This window comes from Pseudomonas sp. FW300-N1A1 (genome assembly GCF_058789115.1).
Map to the genome: position 1 here is coordinate 16,229 of NZ_JBYTBK010000011.1, position 19,153 is coordinate 35,381.

A 19,153-nucleotide genomic window follows, 5' to 3' on the forward strand; every position below is an offset into this window, starting at 1 on the left:
AAGCCCGCACTCGGCGGGCTGGGTAAGGGCTAAGAATCAATCCCACAGTGAAATCACGCTGTCGGTCTCGACCAGCAGATCCGGCAACGTGATCAACACGCCGGCCCGGAACGGTTGTGGCTCATCAGCCAAGCCTTGGTTGGCGGCCAGCACCGCCTCGACGCTGCGGTTCAGGTGGCCGTAATAGTGGTGACACAGGGTGTCGAGCAGATCCCCCTCAGCCGTTCTGCAGGTCATCGCCATAACGCACAAACTCCAATGAAAAGCCCTGCTTGCGCGGGATCGCCCCGGGGAGCAAAGCGCTTTGCTCTTCTTCGATGTTGGTCAAACACCAGTTACCCAGCACCTCGCCATACCCGGTGGTCAGGTTCAGCGGCAGCAACTTGGCGCCGATGCTGCGCAGGGTATCCAGCTGCTTCAGCCCGCCTTTGAAGCTCGGGTAGATCGCGCCCTTGAGGGTGATCTTCTCCTCGCCCAGGCCCACCGCCTGTTGCGCCGGACGCCGGGTCAGGCGCTCCTGCGCGGCCCACCGAAACGATGTCTGCCGGCGCAATTCATCAAACGCCGCGGTGTCCAGGTTGAAGTAATACGGCCGCTCGTTGGGCTTGAGCGGGTAGATGATCAGCAGGTGCGGAAACGGTTTCACCGCCTCTGGGATCGGCGTCATGTCGCCGGCAAACCACTCCGTGGGGAAGATGTTGCCCAACGCAGCATTGGCCTTGCCGGCGACCTTGTTGAACGCCGCGCCAAACCGGTCAATCTGCTCGGTCAGCGCGGAAAAGTGCTCATCAAACTGCGCCAGCGCCCGCTGCGTCTGGTTGTAGAGGCTGGCCACCTTGCCGATCTTGGCCTGTGCCGAGTTGATCGCACTCTGCAGGCGTCGGGTCTTGTCGCTCAGGTCTTCGCTGATAAAGGGCAAGCCTTCGATGGCATCCGCCGCACCGCCGATTTCATTGAGCGCGCCATTCATTGGTCCGGTCATCGACTCCAGGTCGGTGCGTCCGGCCTCGCCGGCGTCGACCATGTACTTCAGCCCGCCCTGTAGGTGTTCCAGGTAGGATTTTTCATCCGCCATATCACTTCCTCAGCCAACGTGTGGCGCATCAAACAACTGGCGGGCCCGAGCTTCCCGGGCGAAGTCTTCAAACTGGCGGCGCAGGTGCGGCATCAGCTCCTGGACCAACTGCGCCGGGTCTTTCACATCGCCTTGCACGGTAATGCTTGGCGCCGGGGCGAAGGTGAACTGCTGGTCGACCTTTGGCCATTCGGGCTGCTTTGCCGTGGCGGCCGGCATCAGCGCAGCCGCCGTAACCGGTGTCGCCGGGGTACTGGTCATCGAGCGCACGACGTCGCCAACCCCTTGACCGGCGGGCATGGGGAACATGCCGAGTGGTGCTTTTGACAAAGCGGCAGACGTATCCGGCCCGCCAAACAGCGCCTTGCCCACGGTCGCGCCCAAGTCACTGCCGCCCCACGCACCGAGCAGACCGCCGATAACCCCACCAATTGCGGTACCCACCAACGGTATGACCGAACCGATGGCCGCGCCGGTAGCCGCGCCCGCTAGGCCACCAGCGAGCCCGCCGGCCGCCTCACCGTAGCCCTCGGCTTTTTCATCGCGAGTGGTCGCATTCAGGGCCGTGTCTAGCGCCTGAGCCACGGCAGCAAGCACCATCAACGGCCCGGGGCCCTTCATGAACCGGGTGCCCATGGACGCCCTAGCTGCCGGGCCTTTGCCCTTTCCGCCCTTCCCGTCGTTGCTGGGATCCAGCCCGTCACCCCCGACGTCATCCGCGTTGGTCACGAACACTCGCTGCACGATGTCGGGCTTGCCGTCGAGCGAACCGCGCGCGATGTTCACCAGCCCTCGGCCGATCTTCAGCGCGGCCCACGCCTTGGCCAGTATCAATGCCCCGGAGGTTACCGCGGCCAGGCCCATCACCACTTTGGGCGACTCCTCCGACAACGCGGTCAAGCCACGGACCGCGTCACCGATACCGATAGCCAGCGCATCCGTCGCCGGACGCAGGGCATCACCAATGGCACGCAGCGAATCGTTGAATGCCTGACCGGTTTCAGCCCAGCGTTGCGACGACGTTTCACGACGCTCGGCGAGGTTCTTGTCAAGCACCCCAGTGGCAGAAGCACCGTCGTCACTCTTGAGGCTTTTCAGATTCTTGTAGAGGTCTTTGTTCTTCATGGCCGCGATCAGGGCGGTCCGGGCCTGCATGTCGCCGATGATGTCGCCGGTACGCAGCATCTGTTCAAAGGCTTTGATCATGCCATCGCGCTTGACCGGGTCTTTTTCCTGCTCGATCTGGGCGACCTGCTCATTGAATGCCGCGACTTTCTTGGGCTGGGTGTTCTGGACGTATGCCTGCGTCACATCAATCAGCGCTTCCAGAGGGGACCGGCCCTTGGCGATGGCTTTTTCCATCGACTCTTTGTACCTCACCCCGGCGTCATCAAAGGCTTTGACCGTCTCACCTGAGCCGACCTTGGACATCAGGTTCTTCAGGTTATTGGCTGCCTCATCGGCACTGCCCGCTGACTTCATCTGCACCTGCAGCATCGCGCCGAGCTGTGTCACCGCGTCCTGACCGGTGACGCCCATGTTGGCCATGCCGGCCAGCATCTCCGGAAACCACTTGGCCATGTCGGTGGCTTCGAAGCTGCCTTGCTGGCCCTGAAAGGCGATCGCCTCCAGCGCTTTCAAGATCTCACCGGGCTCGGTGATTTGGGCGTTCTGCCGTAGAGCGCCGATCATTTTCGCCGTATCCACGCCACTCGCGCCTTGTCCAAGCGCGAATTTCGCCGCGTTCAGCAAGTACGCCTGCGCCTCGTCCACCTTCATGCCACCGGCCACCAGTTGGTTCACCAGATCGGCCACTTCGTTGCGGGCCATGCCAGTGTCTTTGGAGGTGTTGACCACGGTTTGTACCAGGGCAACTTCCTTCGAGGTGTTGGCAATATTGGCCTTGATCGCAATGTCGCGAATAATCGCCTGAAAGTCCGCACTGATCTTGGTTGGCACCGCGGCCAGGGTGGTACCGGCCACTGCGGTGCCGATGCCGCTGCGCAAGCTCTCCCGCCCCTCCTGCACCTGGCCCATGCCCTTGGCCTTGAACTCGGCACTGCGCACCACCTTGCCCAGCGCCAGGTACTCCTGACGCAGGCGGCCTACCTCAATGCCCTGCTTGCGCAGGCTACTGTTATTGGCTTCCAGCTTGCGCAGCAAGGCGTCAGCATTCGCCGCCCCGCTGTCGTGGGCTTTTTTCCATTCATCGCGCAGACGCATGGTCTCGCCGATGACTTTCTGCAAACCCTTGGCGCGGGTGGTTTGCGCCTCGAGCTTTTTCATTTCGCCGCTGACGTTCTTGAAGGCGGCGCCGAGCGACGAATCGACGGCGCCGCCAATCACCAGCCCGAGTGAGAGTTTGTTCGCCATGGGGGGTTACCTGTGTGCGACGGGGATCGGCTCAATCCGTGAGCCACCAGACCATCTCGGAAAACGGCAGCCCCTGGATCTCCGCCGCCGAGAAGTTCAGCTCGACGGCCAAGCGCTTGGCCAGGGTCTTCTGCAGCCTGGGGTTAAACCCCGTCGTCTGCTCCCAGACGAAAATAGGCGGTCTGCAGACGACGGTAATCGCGCATCAACAGCCCCTCCAGATCACCACGGCCAATGCTCGCCAAGCTGCAGAACAAGACCATCTCCTGCTCTTCTTCGTTGGTACCGCCCTGCAAGGTGGCGGCGCGCATCTCACGCACCGTCGGTTCACGCAGGGTCAGTTTGTCGACCTGAATGCCGTTGGCCTGGCTCGGCCGGGACAGGATCACAGTGGCAATGCCACTGCCCAGTTGCAGCCACTTCGGCAGCAGGTCTTGAGTTGTGTTGCTCATGGTGTTGCTCCTTACATGCCCAGGGCAGACCGCACAGCAGCCAGGTGATCAGTGCCATCAATGACGCGGATCGAGTTGAGGGGATCGATTTCAAACATCACGCTGCCGTCGATTTCCAGCTTGTAGTAGGTGACGGCGATGGCGTACTTGAACTCGCCTTTTTCGCCGGATTTCCACTCCCCGGGATCGACTTCCTTGAGGCTGCCACGCAGGGTGGCAACCACCGACTTCACCGCGCCTTTCTGGCCCTTGAACGCGCCGCGGAACGAGGCGTTGAACGCGGTCAGGTCGGCCTGGCCAAAGAACTTCAGCACCTCACGGCGCACGCCGTTGGTGGTGAAGCTGGCCTCGAGCTTCTCGGTACCCATGTCGATCTCCACCGCTGCATCCATGCCGCCGGCGCGGTACTCGTCGGTCTTGAGGGTCAACTTGGGCAGGGTCAGACTCGGTACATCGCCCTGCAGGCTGATACCGTCGACGAACAGGTTGGTGTTGTAGAGCACTTCAGGAATCATTGGTCAGCCTCCTTAGGCAGCGGTATCGAGCACTTCAGTGATCCACTGATCGGTCACCTCCACGCGAAAGTTCGGGTTTTCAGCCGGTGGTACGTCGGTGAAACGGATGTTCCAGTACACCTTGCCCTCGCTGAGTTCGCTGGAGGTGTTCAGCTCTTCGTCGGCATACACCTCGAAGTTGATGATCGCCCCCTGGTTCTTCAGGTCGCGCATGAACGCTTGTAGGCCTTCGGTCACGTCCTTGACGTAGGTGGCGGTGATCGAGCGGTCGACCGCCCACTTGTGCGCGTAGAGGATGGCGTCCATCACGATATCCAGGGTGCGCACCCGGGTGACGAACTTCCATTTGGGGTCGCTGGACAGCGTGCGGTTGCCCCACAAGCGATAGCCGTCGTCACGGATGATGGTGGTGATGTTGGCGTTGTTCAGCAGGTTGGCCCGGCAGGACGGATCACCGTCGAGAAATTCCACCGGTCGGGTGGTGCCGGTGATGCCGACAAATTCCTTGTTCGACGGCGACGCCCAGAAGCCGTAGGTAGCATCGGTCCAGGCAAACAGGCCGGCGGTCCAGGCCGAAGCCGGCGCGTTGATCGTGGCACTGGTCTTGGTGTCCCAAAACTGCACGCCCGGGTCGACCATGTACGCGTGTTTGCTGCCGAAGTTGCCGGCGTATTCGATGGCGGCTTCGTCGGTGGTGTTCGGCCCGTCGATGATGGCCATCGCTCGCAACTTGTCGCCCAGTGCCACCAACTCGGTGGCCACCGCCAGCGTTGCGGTGTACTGCGGGGCGATCAGCAAGCGGGGCTGGGCGTTGAACTTGCTTTTACCGTCGAGCAACGCCTGCATGCCGGTACGGGTGCCGTCGGCCCAGACCCCGCCGATGATCGCCGACAGTTGTTCGGCCGGATCCTCAAGCAGCGGTACGCCGACGGCGACAATCACCGCCTTGGCCCGGGCAAAAATCGCCTTGCAGTCCTGGGTGATCGCCGCGTCCGGTCCCCAGGCCGCCACCGCTTCGCTTTCGCGAGTGATCAGCAGCAGCTCGTTGGCCTTGGCGGTCGCGGGTGGCGCCACGGTGAAGGTGTTGCACAGGCCGATGATCGACGCTGAAGGGGTGGCGATGTGCCGGGCCCCGGTGTCCACCAAGGTCACGGTGACGCCGTGAAAGAAACTCATAGAGTGATGCTCCAGAAACGACAAGGCCCCGCATATGCGAGGCCGTGGGGATGTGCGATGTGATGCGTAACGAAAAAGAAAACGCCCCGTCAGTGCGGGGCGTTATGGGCTCAATGGATCCGGTTTGACCGGCCACTCAATCGTTCGCGGCCAACCAACTTGTTGCGGCACTTCACTGAGCTCGATGCGGTAATACTTCCAGGTACTCAACTGCTCGACCTGTTCGTCCGTGGCCACGCCCAGGTCGACCGCGTCCTGCAGCGGTGCCACCGCCAGGCCGGCGTCCTGCATCAGCCGCTTCTGCTGGGAGCGCGCAGCAGGTAACAAGGCAGCGTCCGAGGGCGGTTCATAGGCGGCGATCTCGCCAAAGTCACCAGCGACCGCACGCTGAAAGATCTCCGGCCCGTAGTCGGTCGAATCATCGGGTGTCGCGGTGAACGGCATGGCACCGAGTCCCACGGCAACCAGCAGCAGGTTAATCGCGGTGTGTTCGGCATTGGCCCATTGTGGGTTCAGTACGTCGGTGTAATTCATCAAGCCACCCTCAAGCAAATAACCGCAGAGTCGTCGTCCGTGCCATCGGCGTTTTGCAGGCCACCCATCAACATCCAGGTACCCCCGGGGTTGCCGTGGGAGGATTGCGCGCCCGCATCGGTAAAGATCAGGTTGCCGCCGGCAATTAATTCCCCCGGAGTGGTGCCAACGTTGTTGTAGACACGAAACATGCCGTAGCTCCCGACATGACCGGCGATAAAGCTGACAACCGCCGCCCGTACTTTCTCCACGCCGATGTTGTCGGTCCACATCGCGCCCAAATCGTAGTCATCAACCGTCACGTTGCAGGCATTAAAAGCGGTCCAGCCGATTTTGACCGTGTTGGTCAGTTGTCCAGGACCAGTGCCCTGCTGAACAGGCGTATAACCCAACAACGGTTGGTAGCCGTTGGGGTTAAAGTTGCGTTCGGTCCAGATCCTCCCGTGGTTGTCCGCATCAATCTGTAAACTAGCATCGCCCGTATCGGGTCGATAACCAATGTAGATTTTGCTGGCCCCCTGGCCCGCGCCACCGCCTTGCTGCACAGGCGTGAAACCCAATGCCGGCTGGTAGGCCGCAGGGTTAAAGTTGTTGTCATTCCAGTTCGTCACCCACGGCCCAAATCCTGCTCCCCCAATTATGGCGCCCCGTGAATAGATGGTGCCGGTCTGATTGTTGATGGACAACTGGAATAAGGTGTCTTGTCCGACCGCCACTATCATCGGGGACCAATGAACGCCTGCCGGATATTCAGGCGATGTTTGTACTCGATAAACACCCGGCTCCGTAATGGTATCGAGATTGGTCCCTTCGGGGATATTGATGCCGCCTTGCCCCCAGCCATAGGCGCCGGTGAGCAACACATGGCCCGACGTGTCGTCGACTGGCGATGTTTGTTTCGTGAGATTGCTGGAGTCCCACTGGTGCTCCCACTCCCCCCAGGTGCCGGTAGCGACGTCCTCGGTGCGGTACCGGTAGTAGGTCGGGCTGTTAGCCACTCGTGCTTCCTGATAGGCCAGGTTGCCGAAAGAGCGCTCGACATGGATCGCCAGACCATGATCACCGCCGGGGGTGTCCGGACGGTTCAGGGTGTCGGCAACAAACGTATAGGTGCCGCCGACCTGAGCGGCATTGAAGTCATTGCCTGGCAAATTGGGCGCTACGCCGCCCACGCCGAAAGCACCATTGAGCAGCACGCGGCCCGCCGTGGCATCCCATGCGCTTGATTGTTTGACCAGTGAGCCACTGTCCCACTGGGTTTTCCAGGCGGACCAGTTAGAACCGGAAGCATTCGCGCCACGGGTCCACATTACGCCGGTGCTGTACTGAATGATCAGCTGCAACAGCACGTCCCGACCGACACCGACGATCATGACCGAATTGGTGAGCCCTGACGGGCCATGGGTTGGCGTGCCTTCAATGCGATAGATCCCGGACGTGCGAACGGTGTCGAGGTCGGTACCGGCCGCCAGACTGATACCCGCCCCACCCAAGCCGAAGGCGCCCACCTTCATCAGCGCACCAGCCGTGGTGTCGTCCAGATCGGTTTGCACATCCGCCGTCGCGGCGGTTCCCAGCCCAAGGTTGTCGCGCGCTTCAGCCACATCCTCAACATCGGCAAGGTTCTCACTGACCGCCAGGGCATCGGTGATGCCATAGCCATCGAGGGTGGTCGGGTTGCTGCCGCCAATCACCCGGCCGAGGGTATCCACGGTGACGCTGCGATAAGTGCCGGCATTGACCCCGCTAGCCCCCGCGATCATCGCGAACTGCAGACCGGTGGTGTCGAGGGTGATTGGCATGTCGGTGACCAACTGCCAGAGGCTGTCGCCATGGGTGGTGCCCTGCTCGACATGGACGAACAGCCCGGGGGTCACCTCCAGGCTGTTGTCGGCATCGGCCGCCCGGGTCCACGCCTCGGTGCTGACCACGTAGATACCGTTGTCTTGAGCCTGGGCTTGCGCGGTCACCAGCACCCGGTCACCGGCAACCAGGGCCATACCGTCGATGGTCTGCACATTGCTCAGGGTGATGGCGGCCGTGGCGGAAACCCGTACCGATTGTTTGTAATCGAGCTTGGCCAGTTCCTCCTGGATCTTGAGGTCCACGTATTCACGCGTCGCCAACACCACCGCAGGATCGATCTTCAGCACGATATTCGCCGAGCTGCTGACGATGAAGTTCATCCGTACCACTTGGGTCTTACCGGTGCCCTGGGCCAACAGCGGCTTATAGCTCGGTGCACAGTTGGCCACCGCCACCAGGTCGCCGTCGACGTCGTACAGGCCGATCTCGCGAATCCACTCGCCGCCGACTTCGGGCGGAATGATCTGCTCGGTGATGACGGTGTTGGGGTTGGCTGAATCAACGCGGATCTGGTTGATCGGCGCGCGGCGCCACTCGTTGATCAGCTGGGTTTGCAGGCGGTCGGGGATCGGGTCGGTGCCGTTGGCATCGCCCAGGCCCATCTCGGTAAACATCCAGTCCAGGCCCATGGCGATGGCATTGGCGTGTTTGGCTTCGCCCACCGCGGTGAGGATGGCAAAAAACTGACTGTTCTTATCAATCATAGGGGTAAACATCCAAAGTATCGGTTTCATCAACGCACAGCGCCGGGCCCAAGGCGCCGGTCACGTCGATGTCCTGCGGATCTGGTGGGTACACATCGATCTCTTCGCCTTCGTAAACACACACGGCGATGTCGAGCACGCCCTGGGTCTGCAGACTGATGGCCAGGTTGGTCATGTGCCGGCTGACCGGGCGGGCGTCATCGATCAGCCAGGCCAGTTCCTCGTACAGCTCTTCGGTAATGCCGGCATCATTCAGCCCGACCTCCAGGGCGAAGGTTCCGGGCACGCCTTCTGGCACGGTGTCGAACCACTCCACGACGTCGATCAGGTAACCCAAGGGCTCGATCACCCGGCGCAATGAACCGATGGTGCCCTTGCGGGCATGGACGTCGTACGCCGAACGAATCGCCGAGCGCTTGGCCTCCGGCAACCAGGAGTTGTTCCAGCGGTCCACTGACCAGGCCCAGGCCAAATACGGCAACAAGTGCTCGGGACAGGTGTCGGCGTTGTACAAGCTGCGCAGCGGAATCAGTGTGTCTTCGTAGTTCGCGGCCTCGAGGGCCAGCTCCAGCGGGGTGCTGTTGAGCGGCAACAGACTGCTCATGTCAGGCCCCCAGGGTTACGGTGTAACCGGTGCAGTACGCCGCCTCGGCCTTGCTCGGTTTAATGTCCGTCCAGCCCAACAACTCGACCCGGGCAATCCCGGGAACGTGTAACTGCGCATCGATGCCCGAGCGCGCTACCTCCAGCCCCAGACGGCGCCGCGGGTTGATCCATTCGCTCAGGCGTTTCTGGCTTTCGGCCAGATAGGCTTCGTTTTCCGGTCCAGGTGCCTGCGGGTACAACACGGCTTCAATGCTGTAATCAATGACCACGGCACTCTGCACCGTGAGCCGATCACCCACTGGCCGCACATCTTCATCATTGAGGTGCAGCTGGACCTGCTCGAGCAGTTCCGGCGAGGCGGCGCCACTGCCTTCAAGACTGAGCACGGTGACCTCCACCACGGCCGGCGATGGGCTTTCTGCGGTGGCATCGGCCACCAGGCCCGAGGCATTGCGCGCGTGCAGGATGTAGCTGTTGCGTGGCCCGGCCGTGGTCAGCCCTTCATACGACAGCTGAATCCGCTCGCGCAGGGCATCGTCCTCCTCGAGCACCTGCGGTGTCGGCGGCACCGTGCTCAGGTCTTCGGCCTGAATCACTAACCGCTGCAGGTTGACGTTTGCCGCCAGGTGATCGAGGTCGCCACGTTCGGCGTGGGCCAACAGTAAGGCCTTGCCCGCGTCGTTGACCCGCGCCCGGTTCTGCAAGGCGCCATACGCGGCCTGCTCGATCAACTTGAGCACTGGATCGCTTTCCAGTTCTGCGGTCCAGTTGTCGCCCATGCTCAGACGGAAGGCTTCCAGTTTCTCCTGGTAGACCGCTTCAAAGTCCAGGTCTTCCAGCACTTGTGGCGGCGGCAGTGCCGCCAGTTCCATGGTCATGCGGACACCTCCAATGACACTTCACTGCCCAGGTACTGCCCGGTCAGCTCGAACGTGATCCGCCCGTCAAGGATGGCCACGGCGCGCACCCGTCCCAGTTTCAGACGCGGCTCCCAACGGCCCAGCGTGCTGGCCACTTCGGCCTGCACTGCACTCTTCCAGCCGTCATTCACCGGCAGGTCGACAAAGCGGCGCAGCTTACTACCGTAATCCGGGCGCATCCGCCGGCTGCCCAGCGGGGTGGACAGAATGTCCTCGATGGACTGGCGCAGGTGATCGATGCCGGAGATGAGCTGCCCGGTGCGGCGGTCCAGTCCGATCATCTCGATCAGCCCTCGACCGCGACAAAGTCCTTACGGCCGCGCAAATACTCGAGCGCGACCGTATCCGTCGACGCCACCGCGACCTGCGCTTTGGCCACGCGCAAAGTGCGCCCGCCTTCAGGCAGGATCAGCACCCGCGAGGTGTAGAGGGTGTCGCGAAAGACGCAGGGTGTTTCGGGTACCGCCGGGGGAGTTTCGTCCACCGTGGTCAAGGCATCCTTGGTTTTACTCGTCATGGTTTTCTCCAGACATGAAAAAGCCCGCGCGCGGCGGGCTGAAGGTGAATGTGCACTCAATGCGAGTGGTGGTTGCTGTTACCGCCGGCATCCATGATCGTGCCGGCTCCGTTGATGTCGCCGGATACGTTGAGCGATCCGTCGATAGTCACCTCACCCGCCAGCGCGATCTGGCTCGCGGCCACCCGGACCTGATCCGGCGTGACTTCGAACAACGACTCACCGACCTTGATCGTCGCGCAGCTGCCGTTCGGCAAGTCGATGCTGTAACTGCCGGCCTGCCAGTCGTAGATCAGCGAGCCGCCATCGTCGAAGTACCAGGCCTCGACGTGATCGCGGTTATCCGGCGGCGCCCCGGCATTGCCATACAGCCCCGGAATAAAGGTGCCCATCGCCGGGTCACCGCTGGGGCTGAACAGCGCGCCCTGCTCTCCCGGACTCGGCGCCCGCCAGTGCCGGGCCTTGCCGGCGGCCAGGCTATGCCAACGCACCCAGGCACTGACCCAGGTGCCGGCCTTGACCCGCACTCGGCCGGCAATCAGATCGACGCCGACCACCACGCAGGGCAGCAGCATGGCGGCGATCATCCGATCGTGTTCAGCGCTGGGGTATCCCATGCCAGATCCTCCGGCTGAAAGTAGTGATCCTCATTGCCGATACCGGTACAACCGTCGACGTTCAGGTACAGGGTGCCGGGCGGCTCGTTGGGCCATAACCACTCGACCTCACCGAGGTAGATCTGCTGGGTCCACTCCACCATCCACACGGTGTAACCATCCAGCTCAGGTTTGGTCCAGTCCTGGCGCGAGGCTACGAACTGCGCCTGCTCGACGTTATCCAAGCCCCAGGTCTGCGCCCGTAGCAAAATCGCGATTTGCGCCGCCAACTGGGCGCCCAGTAGCTGATGGCGCGCCAGCTCCGGCCCGACAATAGCTCGTGCCTCAAAACGCAGGACCAGCACCGTTTCACCGGTGCCGATGTCTTGCCCGGGCTCAAACTCAACCGGTTCCAGAAACACCGCCGGCAGCGCCACCCGGTCCTGAATGTCCGGACAGGTCGCGACAAATCGCACCGTGGGCAGCGCTTGGCGGAGGTGTTCCTCGATGGCCGCGTACAGCGCATCCAGCGAAAAGGCAGGATCAGCCACGGGCGCTCCCCTTCAGGTATTTATGCAGTTCAAAGTTCAGTTCCTGCTTGAGCACCACCAGCAGGCGCTCGTCGGCTTTTTTCGCCCAGGCATAAAACGGCCCTTCAACATCTTCGAGCGAAACCTTGGCCTTGGCCAATGGAAACCGATCATCGTTTTCCGCGATCCAGCCCGAACTGGTGCCGCCACTGGCCGAGACCGTGCTGCCGGGATAGTCGTCCGGGTTGAAATGCTTGCTGGAGGTGCGGATCCAGATATCCGCCTTGTTGCCGTACACACGCTTGTAAAAGGCGCCCTGGTAACGCCGCCCCGCCACCGAAACACCGGCCTTGCCCTGACGGGGACTCCCTATCCGGCTGGCTTCCATTGGGTTGGTACCGAACCAGAGTTTGCCCAACTGGCCCTGGCCTTTGATCGGATAGCTGCGCAGACGCTGACGCACTGCCCGGACGGCAATCCGCTCCTGTTTGCTGACATCCCGCGCCATGTGTGTGGCCAGCCAGCCCAACGTCTTGTTGATAGCCCGTCGTTGCGCCGCCGCAACCGCCTTGGGCACCACCTTGGCCAGACTTTTGAAGGCCTGCATATCCTTGGCCGAGAGCTGCAGCGAAACCGGGACGGCACTCATGCTTTTAACCTCAGGACCAACCCCACCAAGCCATCACCCGCCGGTTCAAGGTGAATCAGGGTGTACTCGCCGCCACCGTCCAGGGCCGGTAACTCGATCTGCACCGTTTGCGTTTTTTCCACGCCCGCCGCGTCGGCCACCCGAATGTGAAAGCACGGCTCGCGCAGACCGGTGTTCAAGCGGCCGATCTTGGGCTGCAACCAGGGCGCCGAGAACATGCCCAGCACGCGCCGGCCTTCGATGTAGCCGACATCGGCCAGGGTGTCGAACACCACGCTGTCGATCTCCTCGACCAGGTCTCGGAAAGCCATGGTCAGAGCGTCAGCAGGATCTGCGCCCGTGGACGGGTGCACAGGTGCAACGGGTTGGACTGGGCTTCACCCTCCATGCCCTTGTTGAATGGCAAGGGTTCCAGCTTGCTGTAATACGGCAGGCCCTGGGTATTGGCGGTCTCCATGTAGTCCGCCGGGGCAAAGCAAGAGATGTACAGATCCGGCACGCCTTCCGGAATCAACAACGCTTGATCGTCATGGATAAATGCCACCCCGGCGATACGCCCGCGGTAGCGCTCCCAGATGATGCCACCCAGCTCGAAGCTTTCCCGCGCGTCGCCGCGCAATTCCGCTGCCTGGATCGTATTAAGGAAGGTTTCCTCAACCGACTTGTGCGTAACCAGCTTGTTCCAGAAATTCTTGCCACAGAAGGCCCGCGAACCCGAGCTGGTGACGTTGCCCAATTCATCCTCCTGCATGTCCAGCGCTTCGGCGCACTTGACCCGGATCTTTGTCGCCGAGTCATTCAGGCCCATGGACAGGCGTTGTTGCTCCACGCCGAACGCCTGATAAATGTTCAGCAGGACCGTGGAGCCATCCGCGTCCAATACCAGGCCGTTGAGTGCGCCCATGCGTTGGAATTCATGGGTGGCATCGAGCTGACGCTTGGCTTTGCTCAGGCGTGCATTGACCACGCCCTGTACGGCCTGCAGCTCGGTCGCCGTACCAAAGGCACGAATGCCCTGAATTTCATCGGCATTGATGGTGAAACGCTGCGGCAGGTGCACGGTATTAAACGGAATCATCTGACGCTTGCTCGCGCCGACGACCAGACCCGAGGTGCCACGTTCACCCGCCGGCACCAGGGCCAGGGTGTTGCCGTTCTTTTCGATCTGCACGGTCAGGGTGGTGATGCCCTCTTCGCGAAACAGACCCAGGCTGCTGATGCGACCCGGCAGGTATTCCTGATCGTTGATCGCTGCAGTCAGCGAGGACACAGAAAAAACATCGTCGTTAAAAATGCCAATATCGGCCATGAAGGGACTCTCCAGAAAAGCAAAACCCCGCACTGGGCGGGGTTTGGAAATGGGGTAAAGGAGCGAAAGAACTTAGCGGACGATCACAAACTGGGTGGCCAACGAGGCCTCGGCGTCAGCATCCAGGCCGGTCAGGTGCACCTCGCTGACCTCAGCCAGTCGTACCACCGCACTGGCCCGACGCTCCTCGGTCGATTCGCCCAGCGGCCCGTAGAGGATGCAAGCCGCCACTTCGGTGCCGTCGGTGGCGGCGGGATCGTACGGGGCAAATTCATTGGTCGACGCGACCAGCCCCAGCACCTGCCCGGCATTCAAGGCGGCGCCCGCCGCCACCAGAATGGATTCGCGGGAGATTTTCCCAGCCCCTTCGGAGAGCAGAAACTCACCAGCGTGTAGCGTTTCGTACTTTACGGTCATGCTCGTGCTCCTTTTGCAGATTTGGATTGCCCAACCTTGACCGTCTGACGGGCCGCCCAGATCGAAGACGGATCAGGTTGTTTCGCCTGCACCTTCGGTGCAGGGTCTTGATTGAGAGGCAAGCTGTTGTCGATTTCGAAACCGTTGCCGCTGCTGACGATCTTGTCGAACAGCCGCGCCCGCACGGCGGGTGCATCTAGCCCGGCCGCGACATATTCGGCGCTGAACTCAGGTAACCGTGCGGCGACACACAGGTCATTTACGGCCTTGGCACGGGTGAGTGCTGCTTGAACGGTGGCTTCGTCCTTGAGTCCGGAGGATTGAATCAGGGGCTCGATCAGGTTGCTGATCCCGGCCTGGGTGCAGCCCTGAGTGATCATCAGGGCCAGCTTGGCGGTATCCAGTATCGGAGGTGCGGGTAGCTCGGAGGGTTCGGGCTCGGGTTTCGGATCGAGCTCAGCAGGTTCATCAAGCTGTGCCAGCAAGGCAGCGGGTGCATGCTGGTAACGCTGCAATACGCCACCCTGGCCGAGGCAAGCCTTGACCTGAACGCCATCACCCACTTCATCCGCCAGGCCCAAAGCGACCGCCTCACCCGCGGTCAACCAGGTTTCGGCGGCCACCATAGCGCGCAGCCCCTCCTCATCGATGTTCGGCGCCTTGGACTTGTAGGCCGCAATGATCGCCTCCGTGGTCTGGTCGAGGACATCGGCCACCTTGCGAAAGCTATCGGCATCACCCGCCGCATAGGTCCATGGGTTGTGAATCATCAGCATCGCGTTGGACGCGATCACCACCTTGTGGGCACCGCACACCGCGACGCTGGCCGCACTCGCTGCCAACGCATCGATACGGCCGGTGCAACGCTCGCCCAAACGCGACAGCGCGTTATGCATGGCCAGGCCGTCGAACAGATCGCCACCGACGCTGTTGAAGGCGACGATGACCGGCGATACCCCATCATCCATGGCGCGCAGATCCTGCACGAATTGACTGGCCGTGATCCCCCAATAACCAATCTCGCCATACACGAACACTTCGATGGTGCGCTGTTCAGCATCACCGCTGGCCTGCACCGTGTACCAGCTCTTGTCCTGCACCTGGACCCGCTGGCCGGCCTTGTTGTAAATGCGCGGAGACGTGTTGTTGCTCATGCTTGCTCCTTGTCGTCGAGTGCCTGAAGCAAATCGACGAGCGTGCTGTAATTAAGACCCTTGCCCCGAGCCCGTTCGGCATCCGCGGCGTTTTCTTCATCCACCGTTTCGGCGTCATACCCGGTGCGCAGGACCATCTCGCTGCGCGAGGCAAAGCCTGCGTTGACTTCCATCGTGCGTGATTGAACATCCTGAACCGGATGGATATAGGCCCAGCCTTGTGGCACCCAACGCGTACGCAGATATTCACGGCGGCGCTGGGCGTAGTCCGGCAGCAGCACCGCGCCACTGAGTACCGCCATGTCCATCCAGGCCGCCCGCACTGGGCGACACAACTGGTGCACATACACCCCAAATTGCAGCTGCTCCAGACGACGCCGGAACTCGGTGAGCACCACGCGCAGCGCGCGGTCATTCACTTCGCGCATGTCGCCGGTGAGAATCTCGTACGGCATCCCGGCCCCGGCCGCTGCGGCCATCAATTGCTGACGCATGAAGTCTGGATAGTTGTTGCCTGCATCCGGCGGCGTGGAAAACTCGACCTCCTCCCCCGGCAACAGCTCCTGCATGGTTCCGGGCTCCAACGCGACCATGGGCGTGAAACCGTCCGAGGCCAGGTTCAGCGGCGCACCGGTCACCGGATCGACCGGGGTCTGAATGTCATCCGGCGACGGCTTTTTGATGAAGCCGGCGAACAGGTTGGCCACCTCCTGGCGGAACAACACCGCATCGTCGTAGTTGTCCAGGCTGCGCAGGCGTTTAAGCACCGGTGACAAGCGTGGCAAGCCGCGCAACTGACCCGGCTCAACCGGCTCAAAAATGTGCAGCACCTGACTGGCCGGTACACGCACCAGCTGGTTGTAGCCGCTGTTCAATGACGAGGCATCGCCCGGATGGGAGCGATACATCCAGTACGCGACCCGGCGACTGTCCGGACTGAACTCGATCCCGGCGCGGATGATGTTGCCGTTGCGCGCCGCCTCGAACTTGTCGTGCGGCACAAACTCCGGGGCCAGTACCTGCAACTGCAGCGGCACCGCCAAGCCTTCGTCGAGGCTGCGTGGCCGCAAGCGGACAAAACATTCACCGGCGGTTTCAACCGTCCGAGCGATCAGCGCCTGCTGACCATAGAAGTCGGTCAGGCCATCGGCATCGGATTCTTCGACCCAATCGGCCCAGAGTTCCTGCAGCAGATGCCGAAGCTCATCGTCCTGGGTTTTCGGCCGTGGCGTAATGCCGGTGCCGATCAGGTTACTGACCCGTTTGTCGATGATGTTGAAGGCGTAGGGGTCGTTGCGTACCGCCGCCCTGGAGCGGGAACGCAGGTTGCGCAGCGCCGGAATGGCCAGGCTGTTGAAGCCCGCGTCGGGGGCATCCCAACTGGCGGAACGGCGCCCTTCGGCGGCGCCTTCGTAACTGGCCTTGATGTTCGACGGGATCAGGAAACCGCCGCGGCCCAATGTTGGAAAGTGATGCGCCATTACAATCCCTTGCCTCCATGGTAAAGCCGCACGATGCGCGACCGAGGACCGGCCGCCGCGATCAGCGAACTGCGGATCTCGTCGCGCGCCCTGAGCAGTTCGTCGATGTCTCGGTACTCAACGTTTCGATCCGCGTAGCGCACGATTTTCTCACCGCGTGCGATTGCCTTCTCGACCGCATCGAGTTGCTGTTGGGTAAAGGCCATGAGGGATCGCTCTAAAAGAGAAAAACAACGTGAGGTAAAAATCTTTGCGCCTGAGCACACCGCCACTCAGCGCCGCTTGAGGTAGCCGCTGCTGGAACTTCGCCGTTGTGGGGGACGTGCAACGGGCGGTGGTGACGCCGCCGGTGCAGTGCGTTGCGGTACCGGCTCGGCAGGTTGCTGCTGTGGCTTTGCCGGCGTGCTGACACGCTCGGCCGTGACGGGTTTCTCGCCCGGTGGCGCAGCCTGAAACAGCGCGGCTCTTACCCGCTCCCAGTCGTGTTCCTTGTAGCGGTGCAGTCCCAGGTAATGCGCCATCGCCAGGCTGTACACCATCAAGTCGAGGGCCTCGTTGCGCTCAGCCTTGCCCTTGACCCATTCGATTTTTTTGAAACCTTTGACGTAGCGGGTCACCTTTCGCTCGGCGACGCACTGAGCGAAAAAATCGTCCGGCAGGTCGTTGGCAAAGTGCAGCGCACCAGGGCCGTCTTCCACCGGATAGCGGTTGTAAATCCAGTCCTTGGCGGTGTCGGTGCCGATGAACCACAGCTCCACGCCCTTGCGTTCGGTCAAACCTTTCCAGGTGACATCCATCATCGATGGTCGCTGCGCAATCACCGGGCGGCCCGGCTTGCTCGCGCCCTTGACCGCGAAGATGTTGCGCCAGCGCCGCAGCCGGCAGAACTGATACACCTCGTCGGTGTGATTACCACCGGAGTCGATGCCGGCCGCCCGGATCGTCAGCTCCACGCCACAGGGATGCGGATAACGCGCCTTGAGTTTGTCATCGAGCACCGCCCAGGTTCGTTCGTCGGAGGGGTCGCCCCAGATCACCTGATAGTCGATGATCCAGCGCTCCATACCGGCGCCCCAACCAACCACCATGAACTCCAGCCGGTTGGCTTGAACGTCAACCGACGCCGTGAGCATCAGCACCGCGAACGGCATCGAACCCAGGCCATAGGTTTCCAGGCGTGCCCGGGCCATCAGGACATCGGCTTTGGTCTGCTCCTGGGCGCTGTCCCAGACCTTGGCCAGACGAGTGTTATAGAACACCTGCATGGGTTCCAGATCGCCGCGGGACATGGCTGTTTTGGCCTTCTCGAACTGCTTGGCCAGCGAGGCCCAACCGGTCCAGCCAGGAGGCGAATACAGCGCATTGAGGTTGAAACCGACAGTTTCGCCATCGCCCTGGGCATGGGCGCGCCACTCGCCCTTGGCCAACATCTCGCCCTTGTGGTGTTCTTCGATCAGCACGTCACAGTCAGGACCGACGCACTGGTAGTGCACCAGTTGGTAATCCGCCGAGTAATGCAGGCGCTCCCACTCGAGGACTTGCATGTGCCCACAGCTCGGGCACGGCACGTAGTAATAACGCTGGTCGCTGGTCTCGAACAGATCGGCAATACGTGAGGCGCCCCTGATCGTCGGCGAACTGGAGAAGTAGAACTTGGCGTTACGGCCAAACGTACTGCCCCGAGTTTCGGCCAGCTCAATCGGGTCGCCCTCCTCCCCGACGTCCACCACCCAGCGATCCACTTCATCGCCGTAGATGTAGCGGGCCGACAACTCCGACAGGTTCGCCGCGGAGCCTGCTGTGGTGATGTACAGCGAGCCGCCTTCAAACTCTTTGGTGTCCATGGTGTTGCGAGCGTCGCGCGAGCGGTTGGCGGCGACCCGCTGGCGCAGCTCAGGAGTGGCCTTGATGGTCTTGCCGATGCGCGAAGACACCCGCTTGGCCAGGCCGAGGCTGGGCAGCAAGGTCAAAATGTTCGATGGTGCCATGTGCATCAAACCACCGATCCAGTTCAGCGCGATCTGGGTTTTCATCAACTGCGAGGCGACCATGGTCACCACGCGCTTGCAGGGGTGCGCCGGTGACAGGCAGCGCATCGGTTCGCGGGCATACGGGGTCCGCGCCGTACGGTACTGGCCGGGTTCGGCGGCGCCGGCATCGCGTGGGATACGCATGTACTCGTCGGCCCACTGATCGATCCAGAGATCTGGGTCCGGTTGTAGCCCACGGAAATGCGCCTCACGGTACACCGCTGCACCATTCGGGATCTCTGAGGGCAT

At 61.9% G+C, this 19,153-nt stretch carries 22 protein-coding genes; all 22 read right to left on the minus strand.

What is annotated here, in order from left to right; all coding sequences use genetic code 11:
- Positions 1–36 precede the first annotated feature (36 nt).
- Entirely contained in the window at positions 37–243 is a 207-nt protein-coding gene (locus tag AC3WQN_RS10160; RefSeq protein WP_103399165.1) for a tail protein X, read from the minus strand.
- Entirely contained in the window at positions 218–1,075 is an 858-nt protein-coding gene (locus tag AC3WQN_RS10165; protein WP_103399166.1) for a phage tail protein, read from the minus strand. Before AC3WQN_RS10165 ends, AC3WQN_RS10160 begins: the two co-directional genes overlap by 26 nt.
- A 9-nt stretch (positions 1,076–1,084) precedes the next feature.
- Positions 1,085–3,448 (minus strand): phage tail tape measure protein, encoded by a 2,364-nt coding sequence (locus tag AC3WQN_RS10170; protein WP_103399167.1) that lies wholly within the window; start codon positions 3,446–3,448, stop codon positions 1,085–1,087.
- 143 nt (positions 3,449–3,591) lie between these two features.
- Positions 3,592–3,900, minus strand: coding sequence for a phage tail assembly protein (locus AC3WQN_RS10175; protein WP_103399168.1), 309 nt, complete (start codon positions 3,898–3,900; stop codon positions 3,592–3,594).
- An 11-nt stretch (positions 3,901–3,911) separates the two neighbouring features.
- Entirely contained in the window at positions 3,912–4,415 is a 504-nt protein-coding gene (locus AC3WQN_RS10180) for a phage major tail tube protein (RefSeq protein WP_103399169.1), read from the minus strand.
- A gap of 12 nt (positions 4,416–4,427) precedes the next feature.
- Entirely contained in the window at positions 4,428–5,591 is a 1,164-nt protein-coding gene (locus AC3WQN_RS10185; protein ID WP_103399170.1) for a phage tail sheath subtilisin-like domain-containing protein, read from the minus strand.
- 102 nt (positions 5,592–5,693) lie between these two features.
- The gene (locus AC3WQN_RS10190; protein WP_103399171.1) at positions 5,694–6,125 is read right to left on the minus strand and encodes a tail fiber assembly protein; all 432 of its coding nucleotides are present in this window, start codon (positions 6,123–6,125) and stop codon (positions 5,694–5,696) included.
- Positions 6,125–8,695, minus strand: a complete 2,571-nt coding sequence (locus AC3WQN_RS10195; protein ID WP_103399172.1) for a phage tail-collar fiber domain-containing protein — start codon at positions 8,693–8,695, stop codon at positions 6,125–6,127. The genes AC3WQN_RS10190 and AC3WQN_RS10195 overlap by 1 nt, the downstream gene beginning before the upstream one ends.
- Positions 8,688–9,299: a phage tail protein I gene (locus tag AC3WQN_RS10200; protein WP_095148166.1), complete on the minus strand. Its 612-nt coding sequence runs from the start codon at positions 9,297–9,299 to the stop codon at positions 8,688–8,690. Before AC3WQN_RS10200 ends, AC3WQN_RS10195 begins: the two co-directional genes overlap by 8 nt.
- Before the next feature lies 1 nt (position 9,300).
- Positions 9,301–10,179 carry a baseplate assembly protein gene (locus AC3WQN_RS10205; RefSeq protein ID WP_103399173.1) on the minus strand — a complete coding sequence of 293 codons (879 nt, stop codon included), beginning with the start codon at positions 10,177–10,179 and terminating at the stop codon, positions 9,301–9,303.
- Positions 10,176–10,502 carry a GPW/gp25 family protein gene (locus AC3WQN_RS10210; protein WP_103399174.1) on the minus strand — a complete coding sequence of 109 codons (327 nt, stop codon included), beginning with the start codon at positions 10,500–10,502 and terminating at the stop codon, positions 10,176–10,178. Before AC3WQN_RS10210 ends, AC3WQN_RS10205 begins: the two co-directional genes overlap by 4 nt.
- A 5-nt stretch (positions 10,503–10,507) precedes the next feature.
- Positions 10,508–10,738, minus strand: coding sequence for a hypothetical protein (locus AC3WQN_RS10215; protein ID WP_256587216.1), 231 nt, complete (start codon positions 10,736–10,738; stop codon positions 10,508–10,510).
- A 56-nt stretch (positions 10,739–10,794) separates the two neighbouring features.
- Entirely contained in the window at positions 10,795–11,355 is a 561-nt protein-coding gene (locus AC3WQN_RS10220; protein WP_103399175.1) for a phage baseplate assembly protein V, read from the minus strand.
- On the minus strand, positions 11,322–11,885 hold the full coding sequence (locus AC3WQN_RS10225; protein ID WP_103399176.1) for a hypothetical protein: 564 nt from the start codon (positions 11,883–11,885) through the stop codon (positions 11,322–11,324). Before AC3WQN_RS10225 ends, AC3WQN_RS10220 begins: the two co-directional genes overlap by 34 nt.
- Entirely contained in the window at positions 11,878–12,513 is a 636-nt protein-coding gene (locus AC3WQN_RS10230; RefSeq protein WP_103399177.1) for a phage tail protein, read from the minus strand. The genes AC3WQN_RS10225 and AC3WQN_RS10230 overlap by 8 nt, the downstream gene beginning before the upstream one ends.
- Positions 12,510–12,824 (minus strand): head-tail joining protein, encoded by a 315-nt coding sequence (locus AC3WQN_RS10235; protein WP_103399178.1) that lies wholly within the window; start codon positions 12,822–12,824, stop codon positions 12,510–12,512. The genes AC3WQN_RS10230 and AC3WQN_RS10235 overlap by 4 nt, the downstream gene beginning before the upstream one ends.
- A gap of 2 nt (positions 12,825–12,826) precedes the next feature.
- Positions 12,827–13,822: a major capsid protein gene (locus AC3WQN_RS10240; RefSeq protein WP_103399179.1), complete on the minus strand. Its 996-nt coding sequence runs from the start codon at positions 13,820–13,822 to the stop codon at positions 12,827–12,829.
- A 72-nt stretch (positions 13,823–13,894) separates the two neighbouring features.
- Positions 13,895–14,239 (minus strand): head decoration protein, encoded by a 345-nt coding sequence (locus AC3WQN_RS10245; protein WP_103399180.1) that lies wholly within the window; start codon positions 14,237–14,239, stop codon positions 13,895–13,897.
- Complete coding sequence (locus tag AC3WQN_RS10250; RefSeq protein WP_103399181.1) at positions 14,236–15,393, minus strand: head maturation protease, ClpP-related; 1,158 nt, start codon at positions 15,391–15,393, stop codon at positions 14,236–14,238. Before AC3WQN_RS10250 ends, AC3WQN_RS10245 begins: the two co-directional genes overlap by 4 nt.
- Positions 15,390–16,874, minus strand: coding sequence for a phage portal protein (locus tag AC3WQN_RS10255; protein WP_103399182.1), 1,485 nt, complete (start codon positions 16,872–16,874; stop codon positions 15,390–15,392). The genes AC3WQN_RS10250 and AC3WQN_RS10255 overlap by 4 nt, the downstream gene beginning before the upstream one ends.
- Positions 16,874–17,080: a phage head-tail joining protein gene (locus AC3WQN_RS10260; protein ID WP_027923826.1), complete on the minus strand. Its 207-nt coding sequence runs from the start codon at positions 17,078–17,080 to the stop codon at positions 16,874–16,876. The genes AC3WQN_RS10255 and AC3WQN_RS10260 overlap by 1 nt, the downstream gene beginning before the upstream one ends.
- 66 nt (positions 17,081–17,146) lie before the next feature.
- A complete protein-coding gene (locus AC3WQN_RS10265; protein ID WP_103399183.1) occupies positions 17,147–19,153 on the minus strand; it encodes a phage terminase large subunit family protein in 2,007 nt (668 codons plus the stop codon).

What these genes read in the sequence shown, in the direction of transcription:
- AC3WQN_RS10265 (WP_103399183.1), bottom strand. Translation starts at nt 19,153, where the DNA reads ATGCCCTCAGAGATCCCGAATGGTGCAGCGGTGTACCGTGAGGCGCAT.
- AC3WQN_RS10255 (WP_103399182.1), bottom strand. Translation starts at nt 16,874, where the DNA reads ATGGCGCATCACTTTCCAACATTGGGCCGCGGCGGTTTCCTGATCCCG.
- AC3WQN_RS10205 (WP_103399173.1), bottom strand. Translation starts at nt 10,179, where the DNA reads ATGACCATGGAACTGGCGGCACTGCCGCCGCCACAAGTGCTGGAAGAC.
- AC3WQN_RS10195 (WP_103399172.1), bottom strand. Translation starts at nt 8,695, where the DNA reads ATGATTGATAAGAACAGTCAGTTTTTTGCCATCCTCACCGCGGTGGGC.
- AC3WQN_RS10180 (WP_103399169.1), bottom strand. Translation starts at nt 4,415, where the DNA reads ATGATTCCTGAAGTGCTCTACAACACCAACCTGTTCGTCGACGGTATC.
- AC3WQN_RS10260 (WP_027923826.1), bottom strand. Translation starts at nt 17,080, where the DNA reads ATGGCCTTTACCCAACAGCAACTCGATGCGGTCGAGAAGGCAATCGCA.
- AC3WQN_RS10230 (WP_103399177.1), bottom strand. Translation starts at nt 12,513, where the DNA reads ATGAGTGCCGTCCCGGTTTCGCTGCAGCTCTCGGCCAAGGATATGCAG.
- AC3WQN_RS10220 (WP_103399175.1), bottom strand. Translation starts at nt 11,355, where the DNA reads ATGGGATACCCCAGCGCTGAACACGATCGGATGATCGCCGCCATGCTG.
- AC3WQN_RS10185 (WP_103399170.1), bottom strand. Translation starts at nt 5,591, where the DNA reads ATGAGTTTCTTTCACGGCGTCACCGTGACCTTGGTGGACACCGGGGCC.
- AC3WQN_RS10250 (WP_103399181.1), bottom strand. Translation starts at nt 15,393, where the DNA reads ATGAGCAACAACACGTCTCCGCGCATTTACAACAAGGCCGGCCAGCGG.
- AC3WQN_RS10235 (WP_103399178.1), bottom strand. Translation starts at nt 12,824, where the DNA reads ATGGCTTTCCGAGACCTGGTCGAGGAGATCGACAGCGTGGTGTTCGAC.
- AC3WQN_RS10240 (WP_103399179.1), bottom strand. Translation starts at nt 13,822, where the DNA reads ATGGCCGATATTGGCATTTTTAACGACGATGTTTTTTCTGTGTCCTCG.
- AC3WQN_RS10215 (WP_256587216.1), bottom strand. Translation starts at nt 10,738, where the DNA reads ATGACGAGTAAAACCAAGGATGCCTTGACCACGGTGGACGAAACTCCC.
- AC3WQN_RS10200 (WP_095148166.1), bottom strand. Translation starts at nt 9,299, where the DNA reads ATGAGCAGTCTGTTGCCGCTCAACAGCACCCCGCTGGAGCTGGCCCTC.
- AC3WQN_RS10175 (WP_103399168.1), bottom strand. Translation starts at nt 3,900, where the DNA reads ATGAGCAACACAACTCAAGACCTGCTGCCGAAGTGGCTGCAACTGGGC.
- AC3WQN_RS10245 (WP_103399180.1), bottom strand. Translation starts at nt 14,239, where the DNA reads ATGACCGTAAAGTACGAAACGCTACACGCTGGTGAGTTTCTGCTCTCC.
- AC3WQN_RS10170 (WP_103399167.1), bottom strand. Translation starts at nt 3,448, where the DNA reads ATGGCGAACAAACTCTCACTCGGGCTGGTGATTGGCGGCGCCGTCGAT.
- AC3WQN_RS10165 (WP_103399166.1), bottom strand. Translation starts at nt 1,075, where the DNA reads ATGGCGGATGAAAAATCCTACCTGGAACACCTACAGGGCGGGCTGAAG.
- AC3WQN_RS10210 (WP_103399174.1), bottom strand. Translation starts at nt 10,502, where the DNA reads ATGATCGGACTGGACCGCCGCACCGGGCAGCTCATCTCCGGCATCGAT.
- AC3WQN_RS10160 (WP_103399165.1), bottom strand. Translation starts at nt 243, where the DNA reads ATGGCGATGACCTGCAGAACGGCTGAGGGGGATCTGCTCGACACCCTG.
- AC3WQN_RS10190 (WP_103399171.1), bottom strand. Translation starts at nt 6,125, where the DNA reads ATGAATTACACCGACGTACTGAACCCACAATGGGCCAATGCCGAACAC.